This window comes from Corynebacterium antarcticum (assembly GCF_016595285.2).
Taxonomy (GTDB): domain Bacteria; phylum Actinomycetota; class Actinomycetes; order Mycobacteriales; family Mycobacteriaceae; genus Corynebacterium; species Corynebacterium antarcticum.
Map to the genome: position 1 here is coordinate 173,053 of NZ_JAENIP020000002.1, position 22,463 is coordinate 195,515.

Here is a 22,463-nt window from a genome sequence, read left to right on the forward strand (position 1 = left end):
GTCGGTCTAGTGCAGCTCGAGGCGGCGCGACAGATCCGACGCGAAGACCCCGTTCGGGTCGATCGCGTTGCGGGTCTCCAGCCAGGACTGCATCTGCGGGTACATGCTGTGGAAGTTCTCCGCGGAGGTCCGCGACTCCTTGGCCAGGTAGAGGCGGCCACCGAACTCCATCACACGGCGGTCGAGCTCGTCGAGGAAGTGGCCCAGGCCCGGCTTGATGGGGAAGTCCACGCACACGTTCCAGCCCGGCATCGGGTAGGACAGCGGGGCGCGGTTGCCCTCGCCGAACAGCTTGAACACGTTCAGCGCGGAGTAGTGTCCCGAGGACTGGATGTCCCGGATGATGTCCTTGAACGGCTCGACGGCCTCGCGCGGCACGACGAACTGGTACTGGAGGAAGCCCTTGGGGCCGTAGCCGCGGTTCCACTCACCGATCAGATCGAGCGGCTGGTAGAACTGCGTCAGATTCTGCACCTGGTTGCGGTAGGTGCCCGACTTCAGCCACCACAGCTCGCCGACGGCGATCATGGACAGCTTGTTCATGGTGAACGACGGGAAGATGTCCGGCACCGTCACCAGCTGGGGGGCGTTGAACTTCAGCGGGTCTTTCGCCAGCTTCGGAGCCAGTTCCTCGAGCTGCGCGAGCGTGGCCAGGGAGCCGCGGGAGATCGCGGCGCGGCCGAGCTTCGGCGGAGCCGAGATCGCGTCGAACCAGGCCGAGGAGTAGGTGTAGTTCTTCTCCGAGCCGTCCGAGTGGAACTCGATCGTCTCGTCGAGGCTGTGGGTCATGTCGCCGTCAGCGATGAAGTACGCGGTCTCGGTACGGGTCATCCTGATCCGCGCGCGGACGATGATGCCGGTCAGACCCATGCCACCGACCGTCGCCCAGAACAGGGAGCCGTCCGGATCATCGGCGGTGCCCTCGGGTTCCAGATGGAGGATCCGGCCGTCGGCCACGAGCAGCTCCATGGAGACGACGTGGTCGCCGAAGGAACCGGCGGAGTGGTGGTTCTTGCCGTGGATGTCCGGTCCGATGGCACCGCCGATGGTCACCTGGCGGGTGCCCGGTAGGACGGGTACCCACAGTCCGTAGGGCAGCGCGGCCTTCATCAGCTGGTCGAGGGTGACACCGCCGTCGACGTCCACGATGGCGGAGGTCGAATCGATGGAGTGGATCCGGTTCAGCGGCGTCATGTCGACGACCAGGCCGCCGGCGTTCTGGGCCGGATCTCCGTAGGAGCGGCCCATGCCGCGGGCGATCACGCCGCGACGCAGGTGGGCGGGCTTGCTGTCGTTCTGTTCGGCGACCAGCTGCACTGCCTTGACGATCGTGTCGAGGTCTTCCGTGGACAGGACCTCGGCGGTCGTGGGGGCCGTACGACCCCAGCCGGTCAGTTTCTTGGCTTCTGTGTTCAGGGCCCCGGAGGCACCGCTCGAAGCAACGGTGCTGGACGCGCCCTTATCGCTCGTCATCGATTGTCCACGCTACCCCCAGAACCGGCCGGGTGGGGATGAATCGGACCCGATCGGGCGCTTTTACAGGAAGAAATCAGCGTGTGATTTCCCACAATCCCACATGTGGGCGTGAGGCCCTGCGGGAAACCACCGGGGAAGAGCGACGGCCGATCGTGTCCCGTGACGGGTCGCACAACCGGCGGCGTGGGCGGAACCGGGAGCTACAGGTCCATCATCTGGCGGATCTCCGCGGGCAGCTCCTCCTGGGAGGTGATCTCCGGGCCGTCGTACTCCCGCAGGATCTCGTAGACCCGCACCCGGTCGACACTGTCCAGCAGCGGAAGCTCCTGCGCCATCAGCATCGTCATGTGCTGATTCAACGGCAGCTGGGTACGCTCCGCGGCGATATGCCCCGGTTCTTCCCCGGAGTCGCGATCCTGGCCCTTGAACAGTCCGAACATGCGCCCGAGTCTAGCCAACGCGGGCCACGGCCCGTACCCCCACCACCCCGGTAGGCTGCGGGGCATGGCTGCACCACGCACAGAACCGAGGTCCGGGATCCTCGCCGATCTGCCACTCGCCGTCGCGGGTGGCGTCCTCACCGCGATGCCCGACCACATCCATCACCGACTGATCCGCTGGGGAGTCGATGTCGTGGTCCTCGTCGCAGCCGCGGCAACCACCGCAGCGCTCACCGACACCACGTCCGCCGCGCCGGAGAAGGAACCCGACGGCGATGGGAGCACACCCGTCGAAACGCGGGACGACACTCGCCGCTCGGCCAACCCGACGGTGCTCGTCATCGGACTCGCTCTCCTCTGCACGAGCTTCTACGCGGACGCCCGCATCAAACGCGCGCTCGTCGGATGGCTCCGCTCCCGGGGCGTCACCCGGCCCCACACGGTGCTCGGAGTGTGCACCGTGCCGGTCCTGCTCGGGGTCCGCGCACTGGAGAACACCACGGAATCACCGGATGGGACAATGAAGCGGTGACCGACACGCTGAACACCACGACCACCGGTGGCACCGCTGATCCCGCACACCACCCCACGATCGCCGTCCTCGACGCCACGGACCCGACCCTCCGCATCGTCTGGCACGTCCAGACCGACCCCAACTCGGCCACGGGGCGCTACAGCGGGGCCTGGATCGTCGGGGAGACCCCCGCCGACGGTGGCACGCCCGATTCGGAACCGGATCCGGAGGGGGCGGACGCCGGGACGCCGGAAACCGGGTCCGCCGACCCCGTGACCGTCCTCGAGTCACTCCTGCGTGGCACCGTGCTGCTGCCCGTCGGCGACACCGACCCGGATGCCGTGGACGGTGCCGCCACCCGCGCCGGAACGACGACACTCGCCGCGATCCACGCCGGCCTCACCCGCGCCGCGGACGAGATCCGTGCCGCCGCGAAGAAGGCGCACGAGAAGAACACCCACCTCACCGTGCCCCGTCTGCCTGCCGTCACGCTGCCCGACGACGGGCCCGACAGCGGTGCCTCATTCCACGGTGAAAAGAGCGCCCGCGCCGCCTGGTGCATGGCCCAGGCCGCGGGTGATCTGGTGGAACAGTGGTTCGCGATCGAATCCCAGCGCCGGAGTCGCGCCCACCTGAAGGAGACCTTCGACCCGGACGTCCGGCCCCTGCCGTTGGGCTGACGCCGTCCCGGCCGGGACCCGCGACAGGATAGGCGGTCCTCTACCTCGACGGCGCGGACCGCGTCAGCTGGCTACGCTGGGGGCCATGCCCACCGATCCAGCCCGCGGAAACGTCATCGAGCTCGCGCCCCGCCGCGACGCCCGTGCGTCCGCGGGCGGACCGGACCGCAACCGGGAGCCCCGCACCCTCATCATCCGGGCGACCCTGTGGTGCGCGGACCGGGAGATCCACCGGCAGGTGGGCCTGAACGACGCGATGTCCCTGACGGAGCTCCACCGTGTCCTGAGCATCTGCTTCGGGTTCCACGGCCACGGTGCCGGTGCGCCATGGTCCTTCACCTCCGGGACGCAGACCTTCCGGACTGACGGATGTGTCCACGACGTTCTCTCCCGACCGGGCGACATCGCCATCTACACCTGGGGACTGTGGCGCATGTTCGTCGAGGTCATCGAGTCCTATCCCCGTGACCGGGGAACGCCGCGGGCACTCTGCATCGGTGGCTCGGGGAGCCTCCGGCCCGGAGGGGTCGGTCCCGTCGACTTCGACCCGGCGGACATCAACGCCGAACTCACCGGTAGGGAGACCATCGCCTCCACCCTCGCCCTCGTCGACGAGGATGCCGCGGACCTGATCAACCGGTCCCGTATCTTCGACTTCATCCCGCTGCTCCAGGCACTGGACCTCGCCCGCCCGGTGCAACTCGACGAACGGACGCGCGCCATCCTGGACGGACTGCCCCTCGAAGACGGGCCCGAGGCCCGCGACGCGTTCCTGGTCACGGTGCTCACCCTGTCCTCCCTCGTCGACGCCGAGCTCGGGGACAACGTCATCGAGGCCACCATGGCCGAGATCGGCTGGGTGGACGATGACGACGGTGTCCTCACCGCCGACCGGATCCGGGACCTGTGCACCGGATCCCTGCGTGCACTCGCCGGGGTCGGCGGGTACGGCGCCGGTGCTCTGCCCCCCGTGGAGCGGTTGGACCTGTACCGCTATCTGCTGCGCCGCTGACCGGGCTCCGGTGAGCGGGTAGCATCACCTGGCGTGGCCGACTACGACGACAACACCGCACCCGACGCCCGCGATCCGCGGCACCCCGACCCCTCCACCGTGTCCCCTACCGGGGACCCGGACGACGGACTCTTCGTCTCCACCGAGGAGATGGAGGCACAGGTCGCCGCCGGCGCGGACGAGTACACCGGTCCACTTCCCCCGGCCGAGTCCGGAGACGGCCGGGACGTGAAGACGCAGGGCGTCAGGTTCATCATCTCCGGCGGGATCTCCGCGGTGGTGGACATCGGCCTGACGTGGCTGTTCCAGATGATCTTCGGGCTGAGCCCGTTCGCGTCCCGCAACATCGGCTTCATCTTCGGCACGATCACCGCCTACGCCATCAACCGACGCTGGACGTTCCAGGCCGCGCCCTCCAGGGCCCGGTTCGTCGCGGTGGCCGTGCTCTACGCCCTGACCTGGATCCTGAATACCCAGCTGTACAAGTACCTCTTCGGATTCTTCGTGGAACGCGACATCCCCGACCTGTTCTCCCTGGTGGTCGCCTTCGTCATCGCGCAGGGCATCGCGACGGTGGTGAACTTCGTCGTCCAGCGCACCGTGATCTTCAGGGTCCGCTGACCGGGGCCGTCGCCCCGGACCTCAGGGGCGCTCGAAGCGTTCCCGGCGCCCCATCCGGTGCAGGCGCAGCCACTCCAGGAAACCGGCCGGATCGCGCTGCTTGACCAGGAAGAACCAGCCGAAACGGGCGTACTCCTGGGGGAGCAGGTGACGCATACCCGGCTGGTTCATCAGGTAGCCGCGGTTGCGGTAGGTGAAGAATCGCTTGCCCTCGTTGTCCGGGTACTGGGTGTGCATCCGCCCGCCGAGGATCGGCTTGAATTCGTCCGATCCGTCCGGGTGCAGGTAGGCGCAGCGCAGGCAGGTGCCGAACTTGAGCCCGGAACGCGTCAGCCTGCGGTGGTACTCGACCTCGTCGCCCCGGATGAACAGCCGGAGATCCGGCACACCGATGCGTTCCATCGCCGCCGCGGAGATCAGCGCGCCGTTGAACAGGGAGGCGATGCCGGTCAGGAGATCATCGTCCGGGTTCGCCGGGTCGATGAGCTCGCCGCGCCTGCGCCGCCACTCCAGCCCACGCCGCAGGGGAAAGGCGAGGAGATCCGGTTCGTTGAGGTTGCACACCACCGGTGAGACCTCGTCCAGGCCGTGCCGCTGCGCGCACTCCTGCAGCGTGGCGAGGACCTCCGGGCCCTCGGGGCGACCGTCGTCGTCGGCGCACCACACGGCGTCCGCGCCGAGGGCGAGGGCGGTGAGGAACCCGTAGGCGAAACCGCCCGCACCGCCGAGATTCGTGCGGGACGGCAGGTAGACGCCCCGCTCGCCGGCGATCTCCGCGACCGCGTCCGACACGGCCGGTTCGCAGCCGTTGTCCACCACGATGATCCACTCCACGGGTGCCGACTGAGCGGCGACGACCTCAAGGGAGGCGCGCAGGAGGTCGGCGCGACGGTGGGTGACGATGACCGCTGCGACGCGGTCCGAGGTGGTGAGAGCCATGCGGCCATTGTCGCACAGGGGCACGTCCGTACGACGTCGTCACGCGCCGACCGGCGGTGGAAATCCGCGGCCGGCGCGTGAGGTCCGGGTCCCGGGCGGGGCCGGGGGGACAGTCGGTCAGTTCTCCGGCACGAACCAGCTGGTGATCGTCGTCGGATGCGTGATGGCGGTGCCGACGCACGCCGCGAAGGCGCCGCGTGCGAGGACCCCGGCGACATCCTCGGGCCGGTGCAGGCGTCCCTCCACGAGGACGGGCCGGTCCACCGCGGCGAGGACCTTGTCGATGAAGTCGTGGTCCGGGCCGGGGGTCTTGGCCCGGGCGTGCCCGTAGCCGGGGGTGTATCCCGCCAGGGTAGTGCCGATGATGTCCGCACCCGCCTCCGCGGCGGCAACCGCATCGGGGACGGAGGCGCAGTCGGCCATCACCGCGACACCCGGGAACTCGGCGTGGATCGCGGCGACGGCGTCGGCGAAGGATTCACCGTTGCCCCGCTCGCGGAGGGTGGCGTCGATGGCGACGACATCCGCGCCCGCCAGTGCGCAGGCCCGGGCGTGCGCCACGGAGGGGGTGATGTACACGCCGTCGTGGCCGTGCTTGATCAGCCCGATGACGGGAACCTCGACGGCCTGCCGTGCGGCGGCGATGTCGGCGACTCCCTGGACGCGGACGGCGCGCGCGCCCCCCTCGACGACGGCCTGGGCCATCGCGGCGGTGATCTCCGCGCGACGCAGCGGTTCGCCGGGGTAGGCCTGGCAGGACACCACCAGTCCGCCGCGGAGACGGTCGAGGAGGGCGTCGATGCTCATGTCACTCATTGGGTGAAGCTCCTTCTTCAGGGATTGAGGTGCGCGCGGGCGTGGTGTGCCGCACCAACGAGGGCGGCGTCATCGCCCAGCTCGGCAGCGACCAGGGGGGTGCCCCGGAGCGGGGCCATCAGGGTTTCAGCGTAGGCCTCCTCGAGCGGCCGCCACCAGAGCTCGCCCATCCGGGTGACACCACCGCCGATCACGACCAGCTCCGGATCGAGCGTGTTGACGAGGGAGGCGACCGTGTGACCGGTGACCGATCCCGCGGAGATGATCACGTCCGCGGCGAGGGCACCGGTTCGGGCCGCCGTCTGGAGCTGGTGTCCGTTTCCGACCCCTTTTCCGCCGAGCTGTGTGTAGAAGCGGGTCATGCCAGGCCCCGAGGCGAGATTCTCCAGGCTGTCCGTGTATCCGGCGCACCTCTCCGGATCGGTGGTGGTGACCCGGATCTGCCCGACGTGCCCGGCCACGCCGTGTGCGCCGGGCACGAGCCCGCCGTTGACGATCACGGCGCCGCCGATGCCGGTGCCGACCGTGACCATCAGCATCGAATCATGCCCCCGACCGGCACCACCGGCGAGTTCACCGAGAGCGTGGGCGTGGACGTCGTTGAGCACGGAACAGGGGATGCCCAGTTCCTCCTCGACCCCGGCGGCGAGTTCGGTTCCCGCCCAGCCACGGATGGCGTCCGTCGCGGAGGTGATGCGCCGCCCGTCCGGGCTGACGACACCCGCGCTGCCGATGCCCACCAGCGTGGGTGCCGGGCCGCGCGCGGACTCGATGACGCGGCGCGCGACCCGCAGCACCTGCCGGACGACGGCGGCACCGTCCTCGCGGCTCGGGGTCGCCGCGGTGGACAGCCCCGAGACGGTGTTGTCCGCGTCCACGAGGGCCACGTTGATCTTCGTTCCGCCGATGTCGACCGCGAGAACGCGGCCGACGTCACTGTCGGTGCTCACGGGTACCGTCCTCTCTCGGTTCGTGCGGTGATGATCCGGTGGATCAGGAGGCGAAGGGTGGGATACGGACGGAGTCCGGGTCGACCGTCGGCTCCAGACCGCACGCCCTCAGCACCTCGGCGATGGCGGTGAGGTTCTCACCGGTCAGGGCGGCGACGGGTTCCGGCATGCGGTTCGTGGAGAACACGCCCAGAAGCATGAGCGCGGTCTTGAAGGCGCCGACCCCGGCACCGAAGCCCACGGCTCCGGTGGTGACCAGCACGATGCGCATGAGTTCGGTGAGGTGGTCCTGCTCGGCGCGGACCGTGTCCCAGTCGCCCGTTCGGTAGGCGTTCCACTGGCGGACGTAGGCGGCCGGGTCGATGTTGCCGAGACCGGGCACACAGCCGTCGGCACCGGACATGTACGCGCCGTCGACGACGACCTCGTGGCCGGTGAGCAGGGTGAGGGGGCGGCCGGCGGCGGCGTTGTCGCGGGCGAGGAACCGGAAGGAGACGTCATCGCCGGAGGAGTCCTTGACCCCCGCGAGTACACCCTCGACGCCCAGCCTGACCAGCAGGTCCCCGGGAAGCTTCACGTGCACGCAGACGGGGATGTCGTAGGCGAACAGGGGCAGGTCGACAGCCTCGTGGATCTTCCGGAAGTGCCGTTCGATCTCGTTGACCCCGCCGAGTGCGTAGAACGGTCCGGTGGCGACGATGGCGTCGGCGCCGAGTTCGGCGGCGGTGCGGGCGTGCTCGATGACTCGGTTCGTCTCCGTGTCGATGCAGCCGACCAGGACGGGCACGCGCCCGGCGACGGTCTCGGCCGCGGCGGCGATGATCTCCCGGCGGCGCTCATCGGTGGAGAAGACGACCTCTCCCGATGACCCGAGGAAGAACAGGCCGTGCACCCCGGCGTCGATCATGCGGTTGACCACCCGGTCGAAACTGGCACGGTCGAAGTTTCCGGCGTCGTCGAGGGGGGTGACTACCGGCGGGATGACACCGGTGAAGGGGGATTCCACTGTGGGCTCCTAGTTGATTTTCAGATGGGTGATACGGCGGACCGGCCGTCAGTTGGCGAAGGCGGACTTGGCGGGGTGCAGCAGAGACGGTGCCGCACCGAGCAGAGTACGCGTGTACTCGTCCCGGGGGTTCTCCAGGATCTGTCGGGCGGGTCCCTCCTCGACGACGGTGCCGGCGTTCATCACGGCGATCCGGTCGGACACGTAGCGCACGGTCTGGATGTCGTGCGAGATGAACACCATTCCGAGGTTGAGATCGTCCTTCAGGTCCGACAGCAGGTTGAGGATCTGGGCGCGGACCGAGACGTCGAGCGCCGAGGTCGGTTCGTCGGCGATGATCGCGTCCGGGTTCAGCGACAGGGCGCGGGCGATGGCGACGCGCTGCCGCTGCCCACCGGACAACTGGCCGGGCAGGGCCTGGAGCACGCTCTCCGGGAGTCCCACCAGGTGGATGAGCTCGCGGATCCGCTCCTCGCGGTAGCTCTTGTTGTTGATCTTGTGCACGACCATCGGATCGAGCAGCTGCTCAGCGACGATCATGCGCGCGTTCAGGGCGGTCGCCGGGTCCTGGAAGACGACGGAGACGACGCGGCCGATCTGTTTGCGGTCCTTCCCGGAGCGCTTGGTCACCTTCCTGCCCTGGAAGTACACCTCGCCCTCGGTGGGGTCCTGCAGGCCGCACATCACGCGGGCGGTCGTGGACTTTCCGCAGCCGGATTCGCCGACCAGACCGAGGGTCTCGCCGGCGTTCAGCTTCATGGTGACGCCGCGGACGGCGTGCACCAGATGGGGCCTGAAGATGCCACCCGACCGGGAACGGAACGTCACGGAGACGTTCCGGAGCTCGATGATGGGCGTCGTGGCGTCGTCGTTGGCCGCGGCGCGTCCGGTGGAGTCCACCTGGCGCGCGCGGAGCGTCTCGTCCGGGTGCTCCGGCGCGGGCTCGACGGTCTCCTGCTGGAAGGAGTCGAGGGCGGATTCTGTCTCGGTGCGGGCGACCTCGTTGGTGTCCCGCTCGTTGTCGTTGGACATCGGATTGCTCACTTTCCGCTCTCGGCGAGTTCGGGTTGCACGGCGTAGAAGTGGTGCTCGCCAGCGGCACGGGTGAGCACCGGGCGGGTGTCGAGTCCGACGATCGGGTGCGAGGAGCGGGGCGCGAAGCGGTCACCACGGGGGAAGTCCCGCGGGCTGGGGACGACGCCGGGCACCTGGTGCAGGCGGCCGGATCCGGCCTCGATGGACAGCACCGAGCCGAGGAGGCCGCGGGTGTACTCGTGCCGGGGATCGGTCATCAGCTCGACGGTGGGCGCCTGTTCGACCACCTGGCCGGCGTACATGACGGTGATGGAGTGCGCGACCTCCGCGACGAGCGCGAGATCGTGCGAGACGAAGATCATCGCGAAACCGAGCTTGTCCTGCAGGTCGTTGAGCAGTTCGATGACCTGCTTCTGCACCGTCACATCGAGCGCGGTGGTCGGCTCGTCGGCGATGATCAGCTTCGGGTCGCGGGTCAGGGCCATGGCGATGAGGACACGCTGGCGCTGGCCGCCGGACAGCTCGTGCGGGTAGGACTCCAGGGTGCGCTTCGGATCGAGGCCCACCAGTTCGAGGAGCTCCTCCGCGCTGCGGGTCCCGCCGCGCTTGGTCAGCTGCTTCAGCTGGGCCTTGATGAGCATGGACGGGTTCAGGGAGGAGAGCGCGTCCTGGTAGATCATCGCGATCTCGTGGCCGCGGAGTGCCGCATGCTGCTTCGTCGAGAGCTTCAGCAGGTCGGTGCCGTCGTAGATGATCTCACCGGTGATCGTCGCCCTGCTGTCGAGCAGGCCCATGATGGTCAGTGCCGTGATCGACTTGCCGCAGCCGGACTCACCGACGAGCGCCATCGTCTGCCCGGGGCGGACCTCGAAGCTGACGTGGTCGACGACGTCGACGTCACCGTGCCGCGGGAACCGGAGGCAGAGATCCCTGACCTCCAGCAGCGGTGGGACGGAGTAGTCGGGGATGAAGCGGTCCGTGCGGCGGGACTCCACCTCGCGCAGCTCGGCGAGCCGCTTGTTCAGGTCCTCCTCCTGGATCTTGTATGCGGCGACCGGGTCGGAGGCCAGGCGGTCCGCCTCTCGCTTGCCGTCGGTGTCCTGTGGGTTGATCTTGGTCGCGCCGGGCGCGGCGACGAGCGCGTCGGTGATGCCCTCGGCGAGGACGTTCAGCGCGAGCACCGTGATCATTATGGCGAGACCGGGGAACATCGCGGCCCACCAGAATCCGGTGAGCACACCCTGACGGGCGGAGGCGATGATCGAACCCCAGGAGGGGTCGGGCTCCGGGACGCCCGCGTTGATGAACGACAGGGACGCCTCGAAGACGATCGCGTCGGCGACGAGGACCGTGGCGAACACGAGGATCGGCGCGACGCAGTTGCGGGCGACGTGCTTGATGAGGATCCAGGTGCGGGCCGCGCCGGAGACAACGACCGCGTTGACGTAGTCCTCGCCCCACTGGTCGAGCACGTTGGCGCGCACGACGCGGGTCAGCTGGGGGATGTAGAGGAAGCCGATTGAGAAGATCAGGATCGGGATCGAGTTGCCGAACACCGCGATGAACACCGCCGCGAGGGCGATCCCGGGGAAGGACATGATGATGTCGAGCACGCGCATCAGGGTCTCGGAGACCCAGCGCGAGCTGACCGCCGCGATCGAACCGAGGACCGCGGCACACGCCAGCGCGAACAGGGTGGCGCAGATGCCGATGGTCAGGGAGATCCGGGCGCCGTAGACCATGCGCGAGTAGACGTCACGGCCGAGGTAGTCGGTGCCGAACCAGTACTCGGAGTCCGGGGCCGTGTTCGGCCGGGTGATCAGGAGTGGATCGTGGGTCGCGAACAACGGTGCGAACACGGCGATGATGATGATCGCGGCGAGGAGGATGACGCTGATGCGCGACGGCACCGACATCGCCCGCCAGCGGCCGAACCTCAGTGCGGGCCTGGAAAGCTTGGTGGTGAGTTCTCTGCGCATGTCACACCGTCCTGATACGCGGGTTGATGAGGATGTAGAGCATGTCGACGACGATGTTGACGACCACGAACGCGAGCGCCACCGTCAGCGTCACGCCCTGGACGAGGTCCGCGTAGTTCGACTGGATGCCCTCGAGGATCGCCTGCCCCATGCCGGGGAGGGCGAAGATGACCTCGATGATCACCGCGCCACCCATGAGGTAGCCGATGCGGAGACCGAGGACGGTCACCGGCGTGATCAGCGCATTGCGCAGGACGTTGCGGGCCACGACGATGTGCTTGGGGATGCCGGCGCCGAGCGCGGTGCGCACGTAGTCCTTGTCGAGTTCCTCCACCATGGAGGTACGCACGACGCGGATCAGGGAGCCTGCGACCGGGATACCCAGTGCGAAGGCGGGCATGAGCATCCGCATCATGTAGGCCCTGGGATCGGACTCGAACGCGATCAGCGGGCCCGAGGCCGGGAGGATGTCGTTGTTGATGGTGAACGCCTGGATCAGCAGGACCGCGAGCCAGAAGGACGGCGTCGCGACGAAGATGATCGAGAACACGCGGATGACCTGGTCGATCCAGGAGTCGCGGTAGAGGGCGGCGAGAACGCCGAAGATGAGGGCCATGACCACGGCGATGATCAGCCCGTAGAAGGTCAGGGAGATGGTGACGGGGAAGGCCTCCGCGATACGTCCGGAGACCGGGAGCCGCTGGGAGGTGTAGCTTCCCAGATCGCCGTGGAGGAGACCGCCGAGGAAGGCGAGGTAGCGGACGAAGAGCGGATCATTCAGGCCGTATTCCTCGTGGTACGCCTCGATCTGCGCGGCGGAAGCGCCCTCACCGAGGGCTCCGTACGCCGGGTCGACCGGGTTGAAGGACATCACGAAGAACACGAGGAACGTGATGCCCAGGATCATCACGGGGAGTGCCAGGAGGCGGCGCCCGATGAGCCTGATCAGGTTGGACACTTGAGTACCTTCAGATAGTTGTCCCGGACGGCGCTCCGGAGTGCGGGGGCCATCCGGCACCCCTGTGGCCCCCGCACCGTGCGGGGCAGGGGCCACAGGGATGGTCCGGGAAGGGGATTACTTGACGTTGACGTCGAGGAAGGAGATGCCGGTCAGGGCGATCGGCTGAAAACCCTCGATCTTGTCGTCGTTCCACGCGGAGGTGACGCTGCGGTGGAACAGCGGGTAGATCGGGACCTCTTCGGCGATGACGTCGTAGGACTGGTTCCACAGATCCTGCTGCTCGTCGCCGGTCGCGCGGACGGCCTTGTCCATGAGCTCATGGAGCTTGGTGTACCCCTCGGAGCCCTTCCAGCCGGAGCGCTTCTGGGTCCAGGCGTTGTCGCCGTACCACCAGTTCATCAGCAGGTCGGGGTCGTTTCCGAAGACGGAGGGGTCGCCGGGGGCGAGGACCACGTCGAACTGCGGGTCGTCGACGTCGGTGACGTTCGAGTACATCGCCCCTGAGGCCTGCGTGTCGATGGTGTCGACGGTGATGCCGGCCTCACCCAGCTGCTGCTGGATCAGCGGCGCCATGTTGGCGATCCAGCCGTGGTCGGTGGTGTTGAGGGTGAAGTGCAGGTCCTCGACACCGGCCTCCTTCAGCAGTTCCTTCGACTTCTCGGGGTCGTAGGTGTAGACCTGGGAGGCCTTGTGGTAGTTCGGGTGCGACTCCGGGAGGAAGGAGGTGGCCGCCTTCGCGTTGCCGTCGAGGGTGTTGTCGATCAGCTCCTGGGCGTTGATGCCGTAGAGCACGGCCTGGCGGACCTTCGCGTCATTGAAGGGGGCCTTCTTGGTGTTGAACATGACGAAGGGGAGGTTGAAGCCCTGCTCGGACTCCATCTCGACCTTGCCCTCGAGCAGGCTCCTGCTCACCGAGGGGACGTTCTCCATGGCGACGACGGAGCCCTCGCTCATGGCGGTCACGCGCGCGGTGTCGTCGACCAGGATGTCCCAGCGCATCTCATCGGCGCCGGCGGGGCGGTCGCCGTTGTAGTTCTCGTTCTTGGCGAACTTTACGTGCTTGGACTTGACGGCCTCGGTCATCTTGTAGGGGCCGGTGCCGATCGGGGCGGACTTCAGCTCATCGTCGGTCTGTCCCGCGGGGACGACCTTGACCAGGGAGATGCGCTCGTTGACCAGGGAGAAGGGGTACTTCGTCTTGATGGTCACGGCGTTGTCGCCGTTGGCCTCGACGGAGTCGATGAAGCCGAGCATGGGGGCGTAGAAGCCGTCCATGGTGCGGTTGAACGCGGCGACGACGTCGGCCGGGGTCACCTCGGTGCCGTCGGAGAACTTCGCGCCGTCACGCAGGGTGACCTCGTAGGTGGTGTCGTCCACCTTGGTGGGCAGTTCCGCGGCGAGGGCCGGGTAGACCTCGCGGGTGGCCGGGTCGAGTTCGGTGAGCCCCTCCATGGTGTGCCAGTTCGCGGCGAGCGCGAGGGCGGAGGTGGTCGTGCCGGGGTCGTAGTTGTCGGTGTCGTAGCCTACGGCGGCGGTGATGATCTTCGCGCCGTCGCCGTCTCCGGAGGCACCGTCAGCGGTGGTGTCGCTGGTGGTGGTTCCGCCGCCACACGCGGTCAGGCCGAGAGCTGCGACTGCGGCCAGGCCGGCCATGCGCGCGCGGGTGCGCTGTGAAGTGGGTGCTCGCATTGGGGGCTCCTCATTGGGGTACACGGGAAGTTGTCAGACATCTTACGGTCTCGATGATACGGGGTGTGTGAACTCCACTCAATGAAATCGAAAACGGAAGATGACGAAACGCGCACGCTGGATACCTGACATGTGCTTTTGATTCTCGACTCCACCCCTTAAGGGGGTGCTATCGACATTCCTCCTGATAGATGCATGGTGTGAACTAAACGGCAGCACATCACCATTATCGTCCCGATCACATGTGGAGCACATCTTCGCCCGGGCTCACAGGGAGGGGGATCGGCGCATTCCTGTCGGACAACCGTGATAACTTTGGCTGCATGAGCAAGATGCGCGCCGGAGAGCCCGGAACAGATGCGGCGGCAGACGCGTCGGTGGGACAGGCGTCCCGGCCGCAGCCGGCCCGGAACCGCAAGGACGCGACCAGCGAAGCGATCAAGCGATTCATCCTGGACAACCGACTGGGCCCGGGGGACCCGCTGCCCGGGGAGACCAGTCTCGCCGAGACCCTGGATGTCTCACGTTCCTCCGTCCGGGAGGCGCTGCGCAGGTTGGAGGCGCTCGACATCGTCGTCGTCCGACGGGGATCGGGTTCCTTCGTCGGGGCATTGTCGATGTCTCCGCTGGTGGAGGCGCTCGTGTTCAGGACGACGCTGTCCGCCGGGGGAGACCTCGCCACATTGCGTGAGGTCATCCAGGTGCGCCGCTTCCTCGACCTCGGTATGTCGGAGGCACTCTGCGGTCGCCTGCGCGGAACGAGCCAGCCGGGGTTGACGGCCCTGGTGCACTCGATGGTCGACAGTGCGGAGAAGGGTGAGACATTCACGGACGCCGATCTGGCGTTCCACGATGGCCTGCTGGCTCTCGCCGGCAACGAGGTCGTTCGTCAGCTCGTCAGCTCGTTCTGGCAGATCCACCAGGCGGTGGTCCCCACACTCGGCCTCGCCGTGCACGAGGGGCTGGTGCAGACCGCGCACGCCCACGGGGACATGCTCGAGGCGGCGATGGCGGGCGACGTACGCGCCTATGAGCGGGCCGTCTGCGACCACTACCTTCCGCTGGAGACCATCCTCGACAACCGGTGAACCCGCAGCGTTCCGGGGCCGTCACCCGGAGACGGGGCCCCGACCGTGGATGCCGGTGTTCTCCTCCCGCATGCGTCGGATCAGGTTGCGCACGTGGTCCGCGGCTCCCTTGCCCTCGTAGGCCTCGACCACGTCGTCGACGCGCCCGGCCTGCCGGATCTGACCGTGGTCGACCCACAGTGCCGTGTCACAGAGCTGGGCGAGGAAGTCGTTGGAGTGCGAGGCGAACACGAGGATGCCGGACCGGGCGACCAGTTCCTCGAGTCGGGCCCGGGCCTTCGCCATGAACGCCGCATCGACCGCACCGATCCCCTCATCGAGCAGCAGGATCTCCGGCTCGATCGACGTGACGACCCCGAGCGCGAGGCGGATCCGCATGCCGGTCGAGTAGGTGCGCAACGGCATGGCCAGGTACTCGCCGAGCTCGGAGAAGTCCGCGATCTCCTCCATCTTGTCCTTCATCTGCTTCCGGGTCTGACCGAGGAACAGTCCGCGGATGATGATGTTCTCGTACCCGGAGATCTCCGGGTCCATGCCCACGCCCAGGTCGAACACCGGAGCCACGCGACCGCGGATGTGGGCGCTGCCCCGGGTCGGCTCGTAGATCCCGGACAGCAGACGCAGCAGCGTCGACTTGCCGGCACCGTTGTGTCCGACGAGGCCGACCCGATCGCCCTCGCGGAGGTGCAGATTGATGTCCTTCAGTGCCTCGACCACGACGACGTTGTCGGAGTTCCGGCCGATGGCACCGCCGGCGGCCCCCAGGAAGGCCTTCTTCATTGACCGGGACTTGGCGTCGAATATCGGGAAGTCGACGCAGGCGTTGTAGGTGTCGATGGAAACCATGCGGTGTGTTCTCCTTACACCCAGTAGCTGACGCGGAATCGCCACTGCTTCATCGCCAGCAGCGCCAGACACAGGCCGGCGGCGGTGCAGCCGATGACGACCCACCAGTGGTAGACGGGCAGATCCGCGCCGATGAGCGGTGCGCGGAGCACCTCCATGTAGTGGTACAGCGGGTTGAGCTGGGCGAGTTTCGCCCGCTCCGAGATCTCCCCGCCCTGATCCTTCAGGGTGGTGGTCGTCCACACGATGGGCGTGATGTAGAACAGCAGCTGCACCAGCGCCTCGAGCAGCGGGGAGACGTCGCGGTAGCGGGTGGCGATGATGCCGAAGAACATCGACACCCAGACACCGTTGAGCACCAGCAGGAACAGTGCGGGGATCGCCAGGAAGCCCTCCATGCCGAGTGGCCGGGGGAATACCATCATCAGGACGAGCCAGATCACCATGTTGTGTGCGAGGAACAGCAGCTGCCGCCACACCAGCCGGTACACGTGGACCGACAGGGCGCTCGGCAGCTGCTTGATCAGCCCCTCGTTCTCGATGAAGATGTCGGACCCGTCCTTGATCGCGCCCGAGATGAAGTTCCACATGATGAGACCGACGGTGACGTGCGGCAGGAACTCCGCGACGGGAATCCGGAAGAGTACGGAGTAGAGCAGACCGAGGGCCACGGCCATGACGCCGGTGGCGATGGTGATCCACAGCGGGCCGAGGACGGAGCGGCGGTACCGCTGCTTGATGTCCTGCCAGCCAAGCTGAAGCCACAGCTCATGCTGGAGAAAACCGCGCACGAGATCGGACCACGCTGCGGCGAACGTGGTCGACCGGGAGCGGCACTCGCCGGGGTCCTCGGCCCGGACCAGCCGCGCTATGTCCCCGGACAGGTCTTTGGTTGAATGGCTATCTGACACAATGAACACCCTAGCGGCCCATGTGCGCTGCGCGCGGCAGGCGGGCATACTGGCGGGTGATCACCGGACGGAATGAGGAGGCGACATGGCCCTTGATGTGGCTCGCGTGCGCGGACTCTACGTGTCGTTGAGTGACGGTTGGACGTATCTCAACGCACATGAGCTTCCGCAGATCCCGGAGCGGGTCGCCTCGGGCGTCGCGACGGCGTTCCGGACCTCCGCATCGGCCACCTCGAATCAGGTCGCCACCGGTAGCCACGGCCTCACCGCCCCCGGGGGCGGGCGGCGCGGTGACATGCACACCGAAGCGGCACGACGTGCCGTCGCCGATCTCGTCGGTGCGTCCGCGGACCGGGTGGTCCTCGGTCCCAACAGGGAGACGCTGCTGCGGACCCTGGCGGATTCCCTCCACCCACGGTTGCGCCGAGGCGGCTCGGTCATTCTGGGGCGGTGCGCCGATCCCTCCCTGAACAGTCCGTTCACCGCACTGGGCGCGCTCGGCGGAGTGGCCGTCCGGTGGGCCGAGCCCGATCTCGGGACCGGGGAATGGCCCGCCTGGCAGTACCGGGAGCTCGTCGACGGATCCACCCGGTTCGTCGTGGTCAATGCGGCGCACCGGCTCCTCGGCACCGTGGCGCCCGTCAGGGAGATCGCGGAGATCGTGCACAACCGGTCACGCGCGTGGGTCCTCGTCGACGCCTCCGCCATCGCCCTGTACCGGGGCATCGACATGGACGACTGGGGCGCGGACATCGTCCTCGTGGACTGCGCGGCCTTCGGCGGGCCGCAGGTCTCCGCACTGGTGTTCCGTGACACGACGATGTTCCCGCGGCTCGACGGCGCCTGGGAGGGCGCGCCCGGCCACCTGGCGACGAAGCTCGAACTCGGTCCTCTGCCGACCGGACTCCTCGGGGGCGTCGCCCCCGCCGTGGATCACCTGGCGGGGTTGAAGGAGGATGCCCGTGGCAGTCGCCGCAACCGCCTCATCGAGTCGTCCGGGGAGCTGGAGGACTACATGCACTTCCTCTCGCTCCACCTGATCGATTCCCTCCAGTGGCTCGGTGGCCTCCACCTGCTCGGAATCACCGGCGAAACCGCAGGCGACGTCTACCGCCAGGACCGGATACCGAGGGTCAGTCTCGTCGTCCCCGGGGTCGACGCTCAGGCCGTCCACCAGCGGTTGCTGGACAACCGGCTCATCACCACGGTCAGCCCACCTGATCCACTTCTGGAGCAGATGGGTGCCGGGGAAGCCGGCGGCTCCGTGACAGTGTCCCTCGGCCCGTTCAACACGACCGCCGACATTGATCAGCTGACCCGCGCCGTCGCCTCCTTCGGCTGAGGTGACGAGCGTGCCCCCGTCAGTCGACGGTGAGTACGAGCTTGCCGGTCACCTCACCTGAGTCCAGGAGGCGGTGCGCCTCCGCGGCCCGGTCGATCGGGAGGGCGCGGTGGATGCTGACCCTGATCCGACCGTCCTCGAGCATCGGCCACACGTGTTCGACGACCTCCGCCACGATCCCCGCCTTGTCCTCGAGATCCCGGCCGCGCAGACCGGTCGCCGAGATCGATCCACGCTTCGACAGCAGGCGCCCGATGTTCAGCTCGCCCTTCACTCCGCCCTGCATGCCGATGATCACGAGGTGCCCGTCCATCGCCAGCGCGCGGAGGTTCGGGTCGAGGTACTTCGCGCCCATGATGTCGAGGATCACGTCGGCGCGGTTCTTCAGCACCTCCGCGAAGTCCTCCTCCCGGTAGTTCATCAGGATGTCAGCGCCCAGTTCGCGGCAGGTCGCGAGTTTCTCCGCGGATCCGGCGGTCACCGCGACGGTGCATCCCAGCTGCTTGGCCAGCTGGATGCCGAAGGTGCCGATTCCACCGGCACCGCCGTGCAGGAGGACCGTCTGCCCCTCGTGCAGTCCCGCCACCATGACCAGGTTCGACCACAGGGTGCAGGCCACCTCCACGACGGATGCGGCCTCCGCGAAGGAGTAGCCCTCCGGGATCGGCAGCAGCTGCCCGACGGGAACGGCGACGTACTCCGCGTATGCGCCACCGGCCAGCAGGCACGCGACGCGTTCGCCTTTCTCCCGGCCGGTGTCGCCCGGATCCGCGATCACGCCCGCGCACTCGAGGCCGATGATCTCGGACACGCCGGGCGGCGGGGGGTAGTGGCCGGCGGCCTGCAGCAGGTCCGCGCGGTTGACGCCCACGGCCTTCACCTCGACGAGGACCTCTCCGGTTCCGGGTTCGGGTGTGGGCGCCTCACTCCAGGTGAGTGAGGTTTTGTCGTCCGGGTTTGCAAGTGTGATTGCCTTCATACCGCCCAGGGTAGGGGAAACCGGCGGTCGCGTCCGGCGATCCGGGACCTGTCGCCGCGGTCCGGGGCGCGCTGGTGCCACGTTGCGGTGATCCGCTAGAATCAGTCGCGGCCAAGGAAGTATGGCAGAGCGGCCGAATGCACTCGCCTTGAAAGCGAGCGTCCCTTGAAACGGACCGGGGGTTCAAATCCCTCTACTTCCGCCGGCAGAAGACCCCCTGCATCGCAGGGGGTCTTCTGCGTGCCTGCAGGGGACCGCGCGCGGTGCCGGTGTGCGGCCACCCCGTCCGCGCGGACTGGTGCGTGAGCCACTGACGGGCGGTTCGTTGCCTGGTACGGCGGCCTGTGGACCGGAAACGGGTGGCCGCTGCGATCGCAGGCGATTCGGGGGCGGCGACGCGAGGACGTGCCCGGACGTCCTGTGCACTACCGCTGGGCAGGTGGTTGAGACGAACTTCACTGAAGGGTGCTCCAGGCCTCCGACTTCATCGGGGGAGGTCTGGGCACGGACTATTTTCGGCCATGAAAACCGTATTCTCCGATCTGTCGGGTGCGCCGAATTCTGGGCCGGTGGCAGGCTGCGGAGGCACTGATTTCCGGACATCTGTATTCGGTTGCGGGCCCGCGCAGTTTTCTGTGCGGGACAGGAATTGATCGGGGCCCCGCGACCGGAAGGGCGCGCGGGGACGATTGAAGGAGCCCGGCCTGAGGTGCGTCAGATCGATGGTCGCGCGGCCGGCACGAACGCGGTGCGTGGACTCCGTTCGGACTTGACGTCGCCTCGCCGACGTGCGGCCCCGTGCTTCTGGCCCGGGGTTTGCTCCCGAGGGGTGGTTTCGCCCGCCATCGGGTCCGGTTCCCGCATGTGCCCGGCACCACCCGCCGAAATTCGGGGTTTGTTTTCGGCCGGAATGAATACCCGGACGGACATTCAACCGGAGAGCGGGTGGAATCGCCGGATGCGGGAGCGGGAATCCGTCTTCGCACCGCCGGAGAAATGGGGCTGGCCGCGGAATTCGGAAATGGGAATCGTGTGTCCTTCCGGCAGGGGTGTGCCTGCTGCCGGCCCGCCGTGCATCTCAGCGGTCCGGAACGATCTGAACACTGGCGCCAATGGTGTGATGAATTTAAATTTCGACGGGCGCTTTCTACTCTCTTCCCGTTCTTGACACTCGTGAGGACGGGGTGTTTCGGCCTGTCCATGGGCGATATCGAACCGCCATTCCACATGGCTGGAACCCTCATCAAAGATAATACGAAAGGTGGTGCCCGTGTATCCAATAGTACGACAGATCAGGCAGGGGGCGACCCTGTTCCTGGCACTCGTTCTGGCCGTCTTCGGGCTGGCGGTCCCGGCCGGGACCGGAGTGGCGTCAGCGGCGGAACCGACAGATCGGCAGACTCTCGTGACACCCGTCGGGGTCCAGAGCTTGTACGCCGACTCCGGCCACAGCTTCCGGCTCGCGGAAGACGGTGAGAAAAGGTCCGTCGCACTGTTTGCGGTGGAGCTGCCGGACGAGAGACTGGCACGTGCCTACTGCATCAACGCGGTCGTCGCCAGTGCCGATGGCGGGCACAACCTGAGCAGCTTCGGTGCCGAGGGAATCCCCGGTGGGCCCCACGTCCGCTGGATCCTGAAGAATGCCTACCCCGGGATCGAGGTCCATGAACTGGCCGTCAATGCCGGAGTCGGGCGCCCATTCTCCAGGGAAGACGCCATCACCGCAACCCAGTTCGCCCTCTGGCACTTCACCAACCCCGATGTCCGCCGACCCATGCTCGTCGGAGTGGACGAGGGGACCAGCGCCAGGATCGGGAAGGTCGCCGACCATCGGATCGAACGCGCCGTCGCGGAGACCGCCCCCGAGGCCAACCTCGCCCTGACCCCGCAGGAGACGGAAGGCCGGGTCGGCTCCGACATCGGGGAGTTCACCGTCTCACTTTCCGCGGACAATGGCATGCTGACCATCGAGGAGGCGCCGGAGGGGATCGAACTGGTCGACCTGGGCTCGGGCAACGCCGTCGGAACGGGAACGGCGGTCACCTCCGGGGACCGCTTCTCGGTCCGGGTCCCCGCGGGTCTCGCAGCGGGTGCCGCGAAGCTCAAACTCACCGCCGAGGTACCGCTCCAGGCCGGTTCAGTCCTCGTCCACGAGGGTGGCGAAGCACAGCAGCTACACCGGTCTCATCCCGGGAGAGCGCCACACCCTCACCGGTGTTCTCGTCCACGGAGAGACCCACGAGGCCACTGAGGTGACCGCACGACGTTCCTTCACCCCGGAGGCCGCAGATGGTTCCGTCGACGTCGAGTTCACCGTGCCCGCCGGCTACGCAGGCCGGGAGCTCGTCGCATTCGAGCGGCTGTTCTCCGGCGATGACACGACCGCGGAACCTGTCGCCGTCCACGAGGATCCCGGGGACGTGGGCCAGACGGTCATCGTGGAGGAGGAGCCCGTCGTCGAGATTCCGGTGACCGAGGCGCCGGTTTTTGACGAGCCTGTCGTTGAGGCGCCGGTGATCGAGGTATCCGCTACCTGGGAGCCCGTGGTCGAAGAGTCTGTCGTTGAGACTCCGGTGGTCGATGAGCCGGTCGTCGACGTTCCTGTGGTGCAGGTTCCGGTGACGGAGACTCAGGTGGTTGACGTGCCTGTCGCCGGCGGAACCGACGTCGAGGAGTCTGAGGAGGGGCCCACGTCACCGACCCCCGGTGGCAACTGCACCGACGGTCGGGGCCTGTTCTCCGCCGACAGTGACTGTGCACCTGTTCTTTCCGCACGTGGACTCGCCCTGGCTCTGGTGCCGGCCGTGGTTCTCGCTGTGATCGCCGGCGGAGCGTCGAACGCCGTTGCCGCGACCGCGGCAGTCACGGGCCCGCCGTACGGCCACGTTGTGGATCACCACCGTCCGCCGGCCGGTACCGGGAACCCGGCGACGGCGATGTCGGGGGTGGGGCCGGCCCCGATCTCCGCTCCCCAGGCGCAGTCCCGGCACGAGCAGCCGCAGGAGCAGATGGACGGCCCGCAGGCGCAGATGGTCCAGCCCCATCAGATGAACGGGAGGCAGTTCGCGAACATCGGAGCGAATGTTCTGTCCGTCGTTCTCTTGGGGCTGATGTTCCTCCTGTTCGGGGTCGGCCTCCTCCGGTGGCGTGGGCGGGGAGCCTAGCGTCCGGATCGCCGG

At 67.7% G+C, this 22,463-nt stretch carries 21 protein-coding genes and 1 tRNA gene; 9 read left to right on the forward strand and 13 right to left on the reverse strand.

What is annotated here, in order from left to right; genetic code table 11:
- Window positions 1-6: 6 nt before the first annotated feature.
- Window positions 7-1,473 (reverse strand): decaprenylphosphoryl-beta-D-ribose oxidase, encoded by a 1,467-nt coding sequence (locus JIM95_RS04905; RefSeq protein WP_200258066.1) that lies wholly within the window; start codon window positions 1,471-1,473, stop codon window positions 7-9.
- 203 nt (window positions 1,474-1,676) lie between these two features.
- The gene (locus JIM95_RS04910; RefSeq protein ID WP_200258065.1) at window positions 1,677-1,916 is read right to left on the reverse strand and encodes a hypothetical protein; all 240 of its coding nucleotides are present in this window, start codon (window positions 1,914-1,916) and stop codon (window positions 1,677-1,679) included.
- Window positions 1,917-1,980: 64 nt separating this feature from the next.
- Between JIM95_RS04910 and JIM95_RS04915 the strand changes: the two genes are divergently transcribed.
- The 4 genes from JIM95_RS04915 to JIM95_RS04930 all read left to right on the forward strand — a co-directional run bounded on the left by JIM95_RS04915 (window position 1,981) and on the right by JIM95_RS04930 (window position 4,743).
- Window positions 1,981-2,448, forward strand: a complete 468-nt coding sequence (locus JIM95_RS04915; RefSeq protein ID WP_200258064.1) for a hypothetical protein — start codon at window positions 1,981-1,983, stop codon at window positions 2,446-2,448.
- The gene (locus JIM95_RS04920; protein ID WP_200258063.1) at window positions 2,445-3,110 is read left to right on the forward strand and encodes a hypothetical protein; all 666 of its coding nucleotides are present in this window, start codon (window positions 2,445-2,447) and stop codon (window positions 3,108-3,110) included. The genes JIM95_RS04915 and JIM95_RS04920 overlap by 4 nt, the downstream gene beginning before the upstream one ends.
- Window positions 3,111-3,195: 85 nt before the next feature.
- Window positions 3,196-4,122 carry a hypothetical protein gene (locus JIM95_RS04925; RefSeq protein WP_200258061.1) on the forward strand — a complete coding sequence of 309 codons (927 nt, stop codon included), beginning with the start codon at window positions 3,196-3,198 and terminating at the stop codon, window positions 4,120-4,122.
- 150 nt (window positions 4,123-4,272) lie between these two features.
- Window positions 4,273-4,743 carry a GtrA family protein gene (locus tag JIM95_RS04930; protein WP_200258663.1) on the forward strand — a complete coding sequence of 157 codons (471 nt, stop codon included), beginning with the start codon at window positions 4,273-4,275 and terminating at the stop codon, window positions 4,741-4,743.
- 21 nt (window positions 4,744-4,764) lie between these two features.
- Here JIM95_RS04930 and glfT1 read toward each other — a convergent pair whose 3' ends face one another.
- From glfT1 to JIM95_RS04970, 8 genes are all read right to left on the reverse strand, one after another.
- Window positions 4,765-5,682 (reverse strand): galactofuranosyltransferase GlfT1, encoded by a 918-nt coding sequence (gene glfT1, locus JIM95_RS04935; RefSeq protein ID WP_200258058.1) that lies wholly within the window; start codon window positions 5,680-5,682, stop codon window positions 4,765-4,767.
- 117 nt (window positions 5,683-5,799) lie between these two features.
- Window positions 5,800-6,489: an N-acetylmannosamine-6-phosphate 2-epimerase gene (locus JIM95_RS04940; RefSeq protein ID WP_234034619.1), complete on the reverse strand. Its 690-nt coding sequence runs from the start codon at window positions 6,487-6,489 to the stop codon at window positions 5,800-5,802.
- Between the two features lie 26 nt (window positions 6,490-6,515).
- Complete coding sequence (locus JIM95_RS04945) at window positions 6,516-7,448, reverse strand: ROK family protein (RefSeq protein ID WP_200258055.1); 933 nt, start codon at window positions 7,446-7,448, stop codon at window positions 6,516-6,518.
- Between the two features lie 43 nt (window positions 7,449-7,491).
- Window positions 7,492-8,454 carry a dihydrodipicolinate synthase family protein gene (locus JIM95_RS04950; protein WP_200258052.1) on the reverse strand — a complete coding sequence of 321 codons (963 nt, stop codon included), beginning with the start codon at window positions 8,452-8,454 and terminating at the stop codon, window positions 7,492-7,494.
- 48 nt (window positions 8,455-8,502) lie between these two features.
- Complete coding sequence (locus JIM95_RS04955; protein ID WP_200258044.1) at window positions 8,503-9,486, reverse strand: ABC transporter ATP-binding protein; 984 nt, start codon at window positions 9,484-9,486, stop codon at window positions 8,503-8,505.
- A gap of 8 nt (window positions 9,487-9,494) precedes the next feature.
- The gene (locus JIM95_RS04960; protein ID WP_200258041.1) at window positions 9,495-11,468 is read right to left on the reverse strand and encodes a dipeptide/oligopeptide/nickel ABC transporter permease/ATP-binding protein; all 1,974 of its coding nucleotides are present in this window, start codon (window positions 11,466-11,468) and stop codon (window positions 9,495-9,497) included.
- A gap of 1 nt (window position 11,469) precedes the next feature.
- On the reverse strand, window positions 11,470-12,426 hold the full coding sequence (locus tag JIM95_RS04965; protein WP_198738871.1) for an ABC transporter permease: 957 nt from the start codon (window positions 12,424-12,426) through the stop codon (window positions 11,470-11,472).
- A gap of 117 nt (window positions 12,427-12,543) precedes the next feature.
- Complete coding sequence (locus JIM95_RS04970) at window positions 12,544-14,118, reverse strand: ABC transporter substrate-binding protein (RefSeq protein ID WP_234034578.1); 1,575 nt, start codon at window positions 14,116-14,118, stop codon at window positions 12,544-12,546.
- A 323-nt stretch (window positions 14,119-14,441) separates the two neighbouring features.
- On the opposite strand from JIM95_RS04970, the gene JIM95_RS04975 reads away from it, so the two are divergent.
- Window positions 14,442-15,206 carry a FadR/GntR family transcriptional regulator gene (locus JIM95_RS04975; RefSeq protein ID WP_200258038.1) on the forward strand — a complete coding sequence of 255 codons (765 nt, stop codon included), beginning with the start codon at window positions 14,442-14,444 and terminating at the stop codon, window positions 15,204-15,206.
- Window positions 15,207-15,227: 21 nt separating this feature from the next.
- Here the strand turns inward: JIM95_RS04975 and wzt are convergent, their stop codons facing one another.
- Together wzt and wzm are read right to left on the reverse strand one after the other, a co-directional pair.
- Window positions 15,228-16,052 carry a galactan export ABC transporter ATP-binding subunit Wzt/RfbE gene (gene wzt / locus JIM95_RS04980; protein WP_200258035.1) on the reverse strand — a complete coding sequence of 275 codons (825 nt, stop codon included), beginning with the start codon at window positions 16,050-16,052 and terminating at the stop codon, window positions 15,228-15,230.
- 14 nt (window positions 16,053-16,066) lie between these two features.
- The gene (gene wzm / locus JIM95_RS04985) at window positions 16,067-16,936 is read right to left on the reverse strand and encodes a galactan export ABC transporter permease subunit Wzm/RfbD (RefSeq protein ID WP_410170756.1); all 870 of its coding nucleotides are present in this window, start codon (window positions 16,934-16,936) and stop codon (window positions 16,067-16,069) included.
- A 112-nt stretch (window positions 16,937-17,048) separates the two neighbouring features.
- On the opposite strand from wzm, the gene JIM95_RS04990 reads away from it, so the two are divergent.
- Window positions 17,049-18,305 (forward strand): aminotransferase class V-fold PLP-dependent enzyme, encoded by a 1,257-nt coding sequence (locus JIM95_RS04990; protein ID WP_200258027.1) that lies wholly within the window; start codon window positions 17,049-17,051, stop codon window positions 18,303-18,305.
- 19 nt (window positions 18,306-18,324) lie between these two features.
- On the opposite strand, the gene JIM95_RS04995 is transcribed toward JIM95_RS04990, so the two are convergent.
- On the reverse strand, window positions 18,325-19,284 hold the full coding sequence (locus JIM95_RS04995) for an NAD(P)H-quinone oxidoreductase (protein ID WP_200258025.1): 960 nt from the start codon (window positions 19,282-19,284) through the stop codon (window positions 18,325-18,327).
- Between the two features lie 115 nt (window positions 19,285-19,399).
- Here JIM95_RS04995 and JIM95_RS05000 point away from each other — a divergent pair.
- The 3 genes from JIM95_RS05000 to JIM95_RS05010 all read left to right on the forward strand — a co-directional run bounded on the left by JIM95_RS05000 (window position 19,400) and on the right by JIM95_RS05010 (window position 22,448).
- Window positions 19,400-19,486, forward strand: a tRNA-Ser gene (locus tag JIM95_RS05000).
- Window positions 19,487-20,554: 1,068 nt separating this feature from the next.
- Window positions 20,555-21,535 carry a Cys-Gln thioester bond-forming surface protein gene (locus tag JIM95_RS05005; RefSeq protein WP_200258024.1) on the forward strand — a complete coding sequence of 327 codons (981 nt, stop codon included), beginning with the start codon at window positions 20,555-20,557 and terminating at the stop codon, window positions 21,533-21,535.
- Window positions 21,441-22,448 (forward strand): VaFE repeat-containing surface-anchored protein, encoded by a 1,008-nt coding sequence (locus tag JIM95_RS05010; protein WP_200258022.1) that lies wholly within the window; start codon window positions 21,441-21,443, stop codon window positions 22,446-22,448. The genes JIM95_RS05005 and JIM95_RS05010 overlap by 95 nt, the downstream gene beginning before the upstream one ends.
- Window positions 22,449-22,463 lie beyond the last annotated feature (15 nt).

What these genes read in the sequence shown, in the direction of transcription:
- JIM95_RS04925 (WP_200258061.1), top strand. Translation starts at nt 3,196, where the DNA reads ATGCCCACCGATCCAGCCCGCGGAAACGTCATCGAGCTCGCGCCCCGC.
- JIM95_RS04940 (WP_234034619.1), bottom strand. Translation starts at nt 6,489, where the DNA reads ATGAGCATCGACGCCCTCCTCGACCGTCTCCGCGGCGGACTGGTGGTG.
- JIM95_RS04970 (WP_234034578.1), bottom strand. Translation starts at nt 14,118, where the DNA reads ATGCGAGCACCCACTTCACAGCGCACCCGCGCGCGCATGGCCGGCCTG.
- JIM95_RS04910 (WP_200258065.1), bottom strand. Translation starts at nt 1,916, where the DNA reads ATGTTCGGACTGTTCAAGGGCCAGGATCGCGACTCCGGGGAAGAACCG.
- JIM95_RS04990 (WP_200258027.1), top strand. Translation starts at nt 17,049, where the DNA reads ATGGCCCTTGATGTGGCTCGCGTGCGCGGACTCTACGTGTCGTTGAGT.
- JIM95_RS04995 (WP_200258025.1), bottom strand. Translation starts at nt 19,284, where the DNA reads ATGAAGGCAATCACACTTGCAAACCCGGACGACAAAACCTCACTCACC.
- wzt (WP_200258035.1), bottom strand. Translation starts at nt 16,052, where the DNA reads ATGGTTTCCATCGACACCTACAACGCCTGCGTCGACTTCCCGATATTC.
- JIM95_RS04905 (WP_200258066.1), bottom strand. Translation starts at nt 1,473, where the DNA reads ATGACGAGCGATAAGGGCGCGTCCAGCACCGTTGCTTCGAGCGGTGCC.
- JIM95_RS04955 (WP_200258044.1), bottom strand. Translation starts at nt 9,486, where the DNA reads ATGTCCAACGACAACGAGCGGGACACCAACGAGGTCGCCCGCACCGAG.
- JIM95_RS04915 (WP_200258064.1), top strand. Translation starts at nt 1,981, where the DNA reads ATGGCTGCACCACGCACAGAACCGAGGTCCGGGATCCTCGCCGATCTG.
- JIM95_RS04960 (WP_200258041.1), bottom strand. Translation starts at nt 11,468, where the DNA reads ATGCGCAGAGAACTCACCACCAAGCTTTCCAGGCCCGCACTGAGGTTC.
- JIM95_RS04975 (WP_200258038.1), top strand. Translation starts at nt 14,442, where the DNA reads ATGAGCAAGATGCGCGCCGGAGAGCCCGGAACAGATGCGGCGGCAGAC.
- JIM95_RS04930 (WP_200258663.1), top strand. Translation starts at nt 4,273, where the DNA reads ATGGAGGCACAGGTCGCCGCCGGCGCGGACGAGTACACCGGTCCACTT.
- glfT1 (WP_200258058.1), bottom strand. Translation starts at nt 5,682, where the DNA reads ATGGCTCTCACCACCTCGGACCGCGTCGCAGCGGTCATCGTCACCCAC.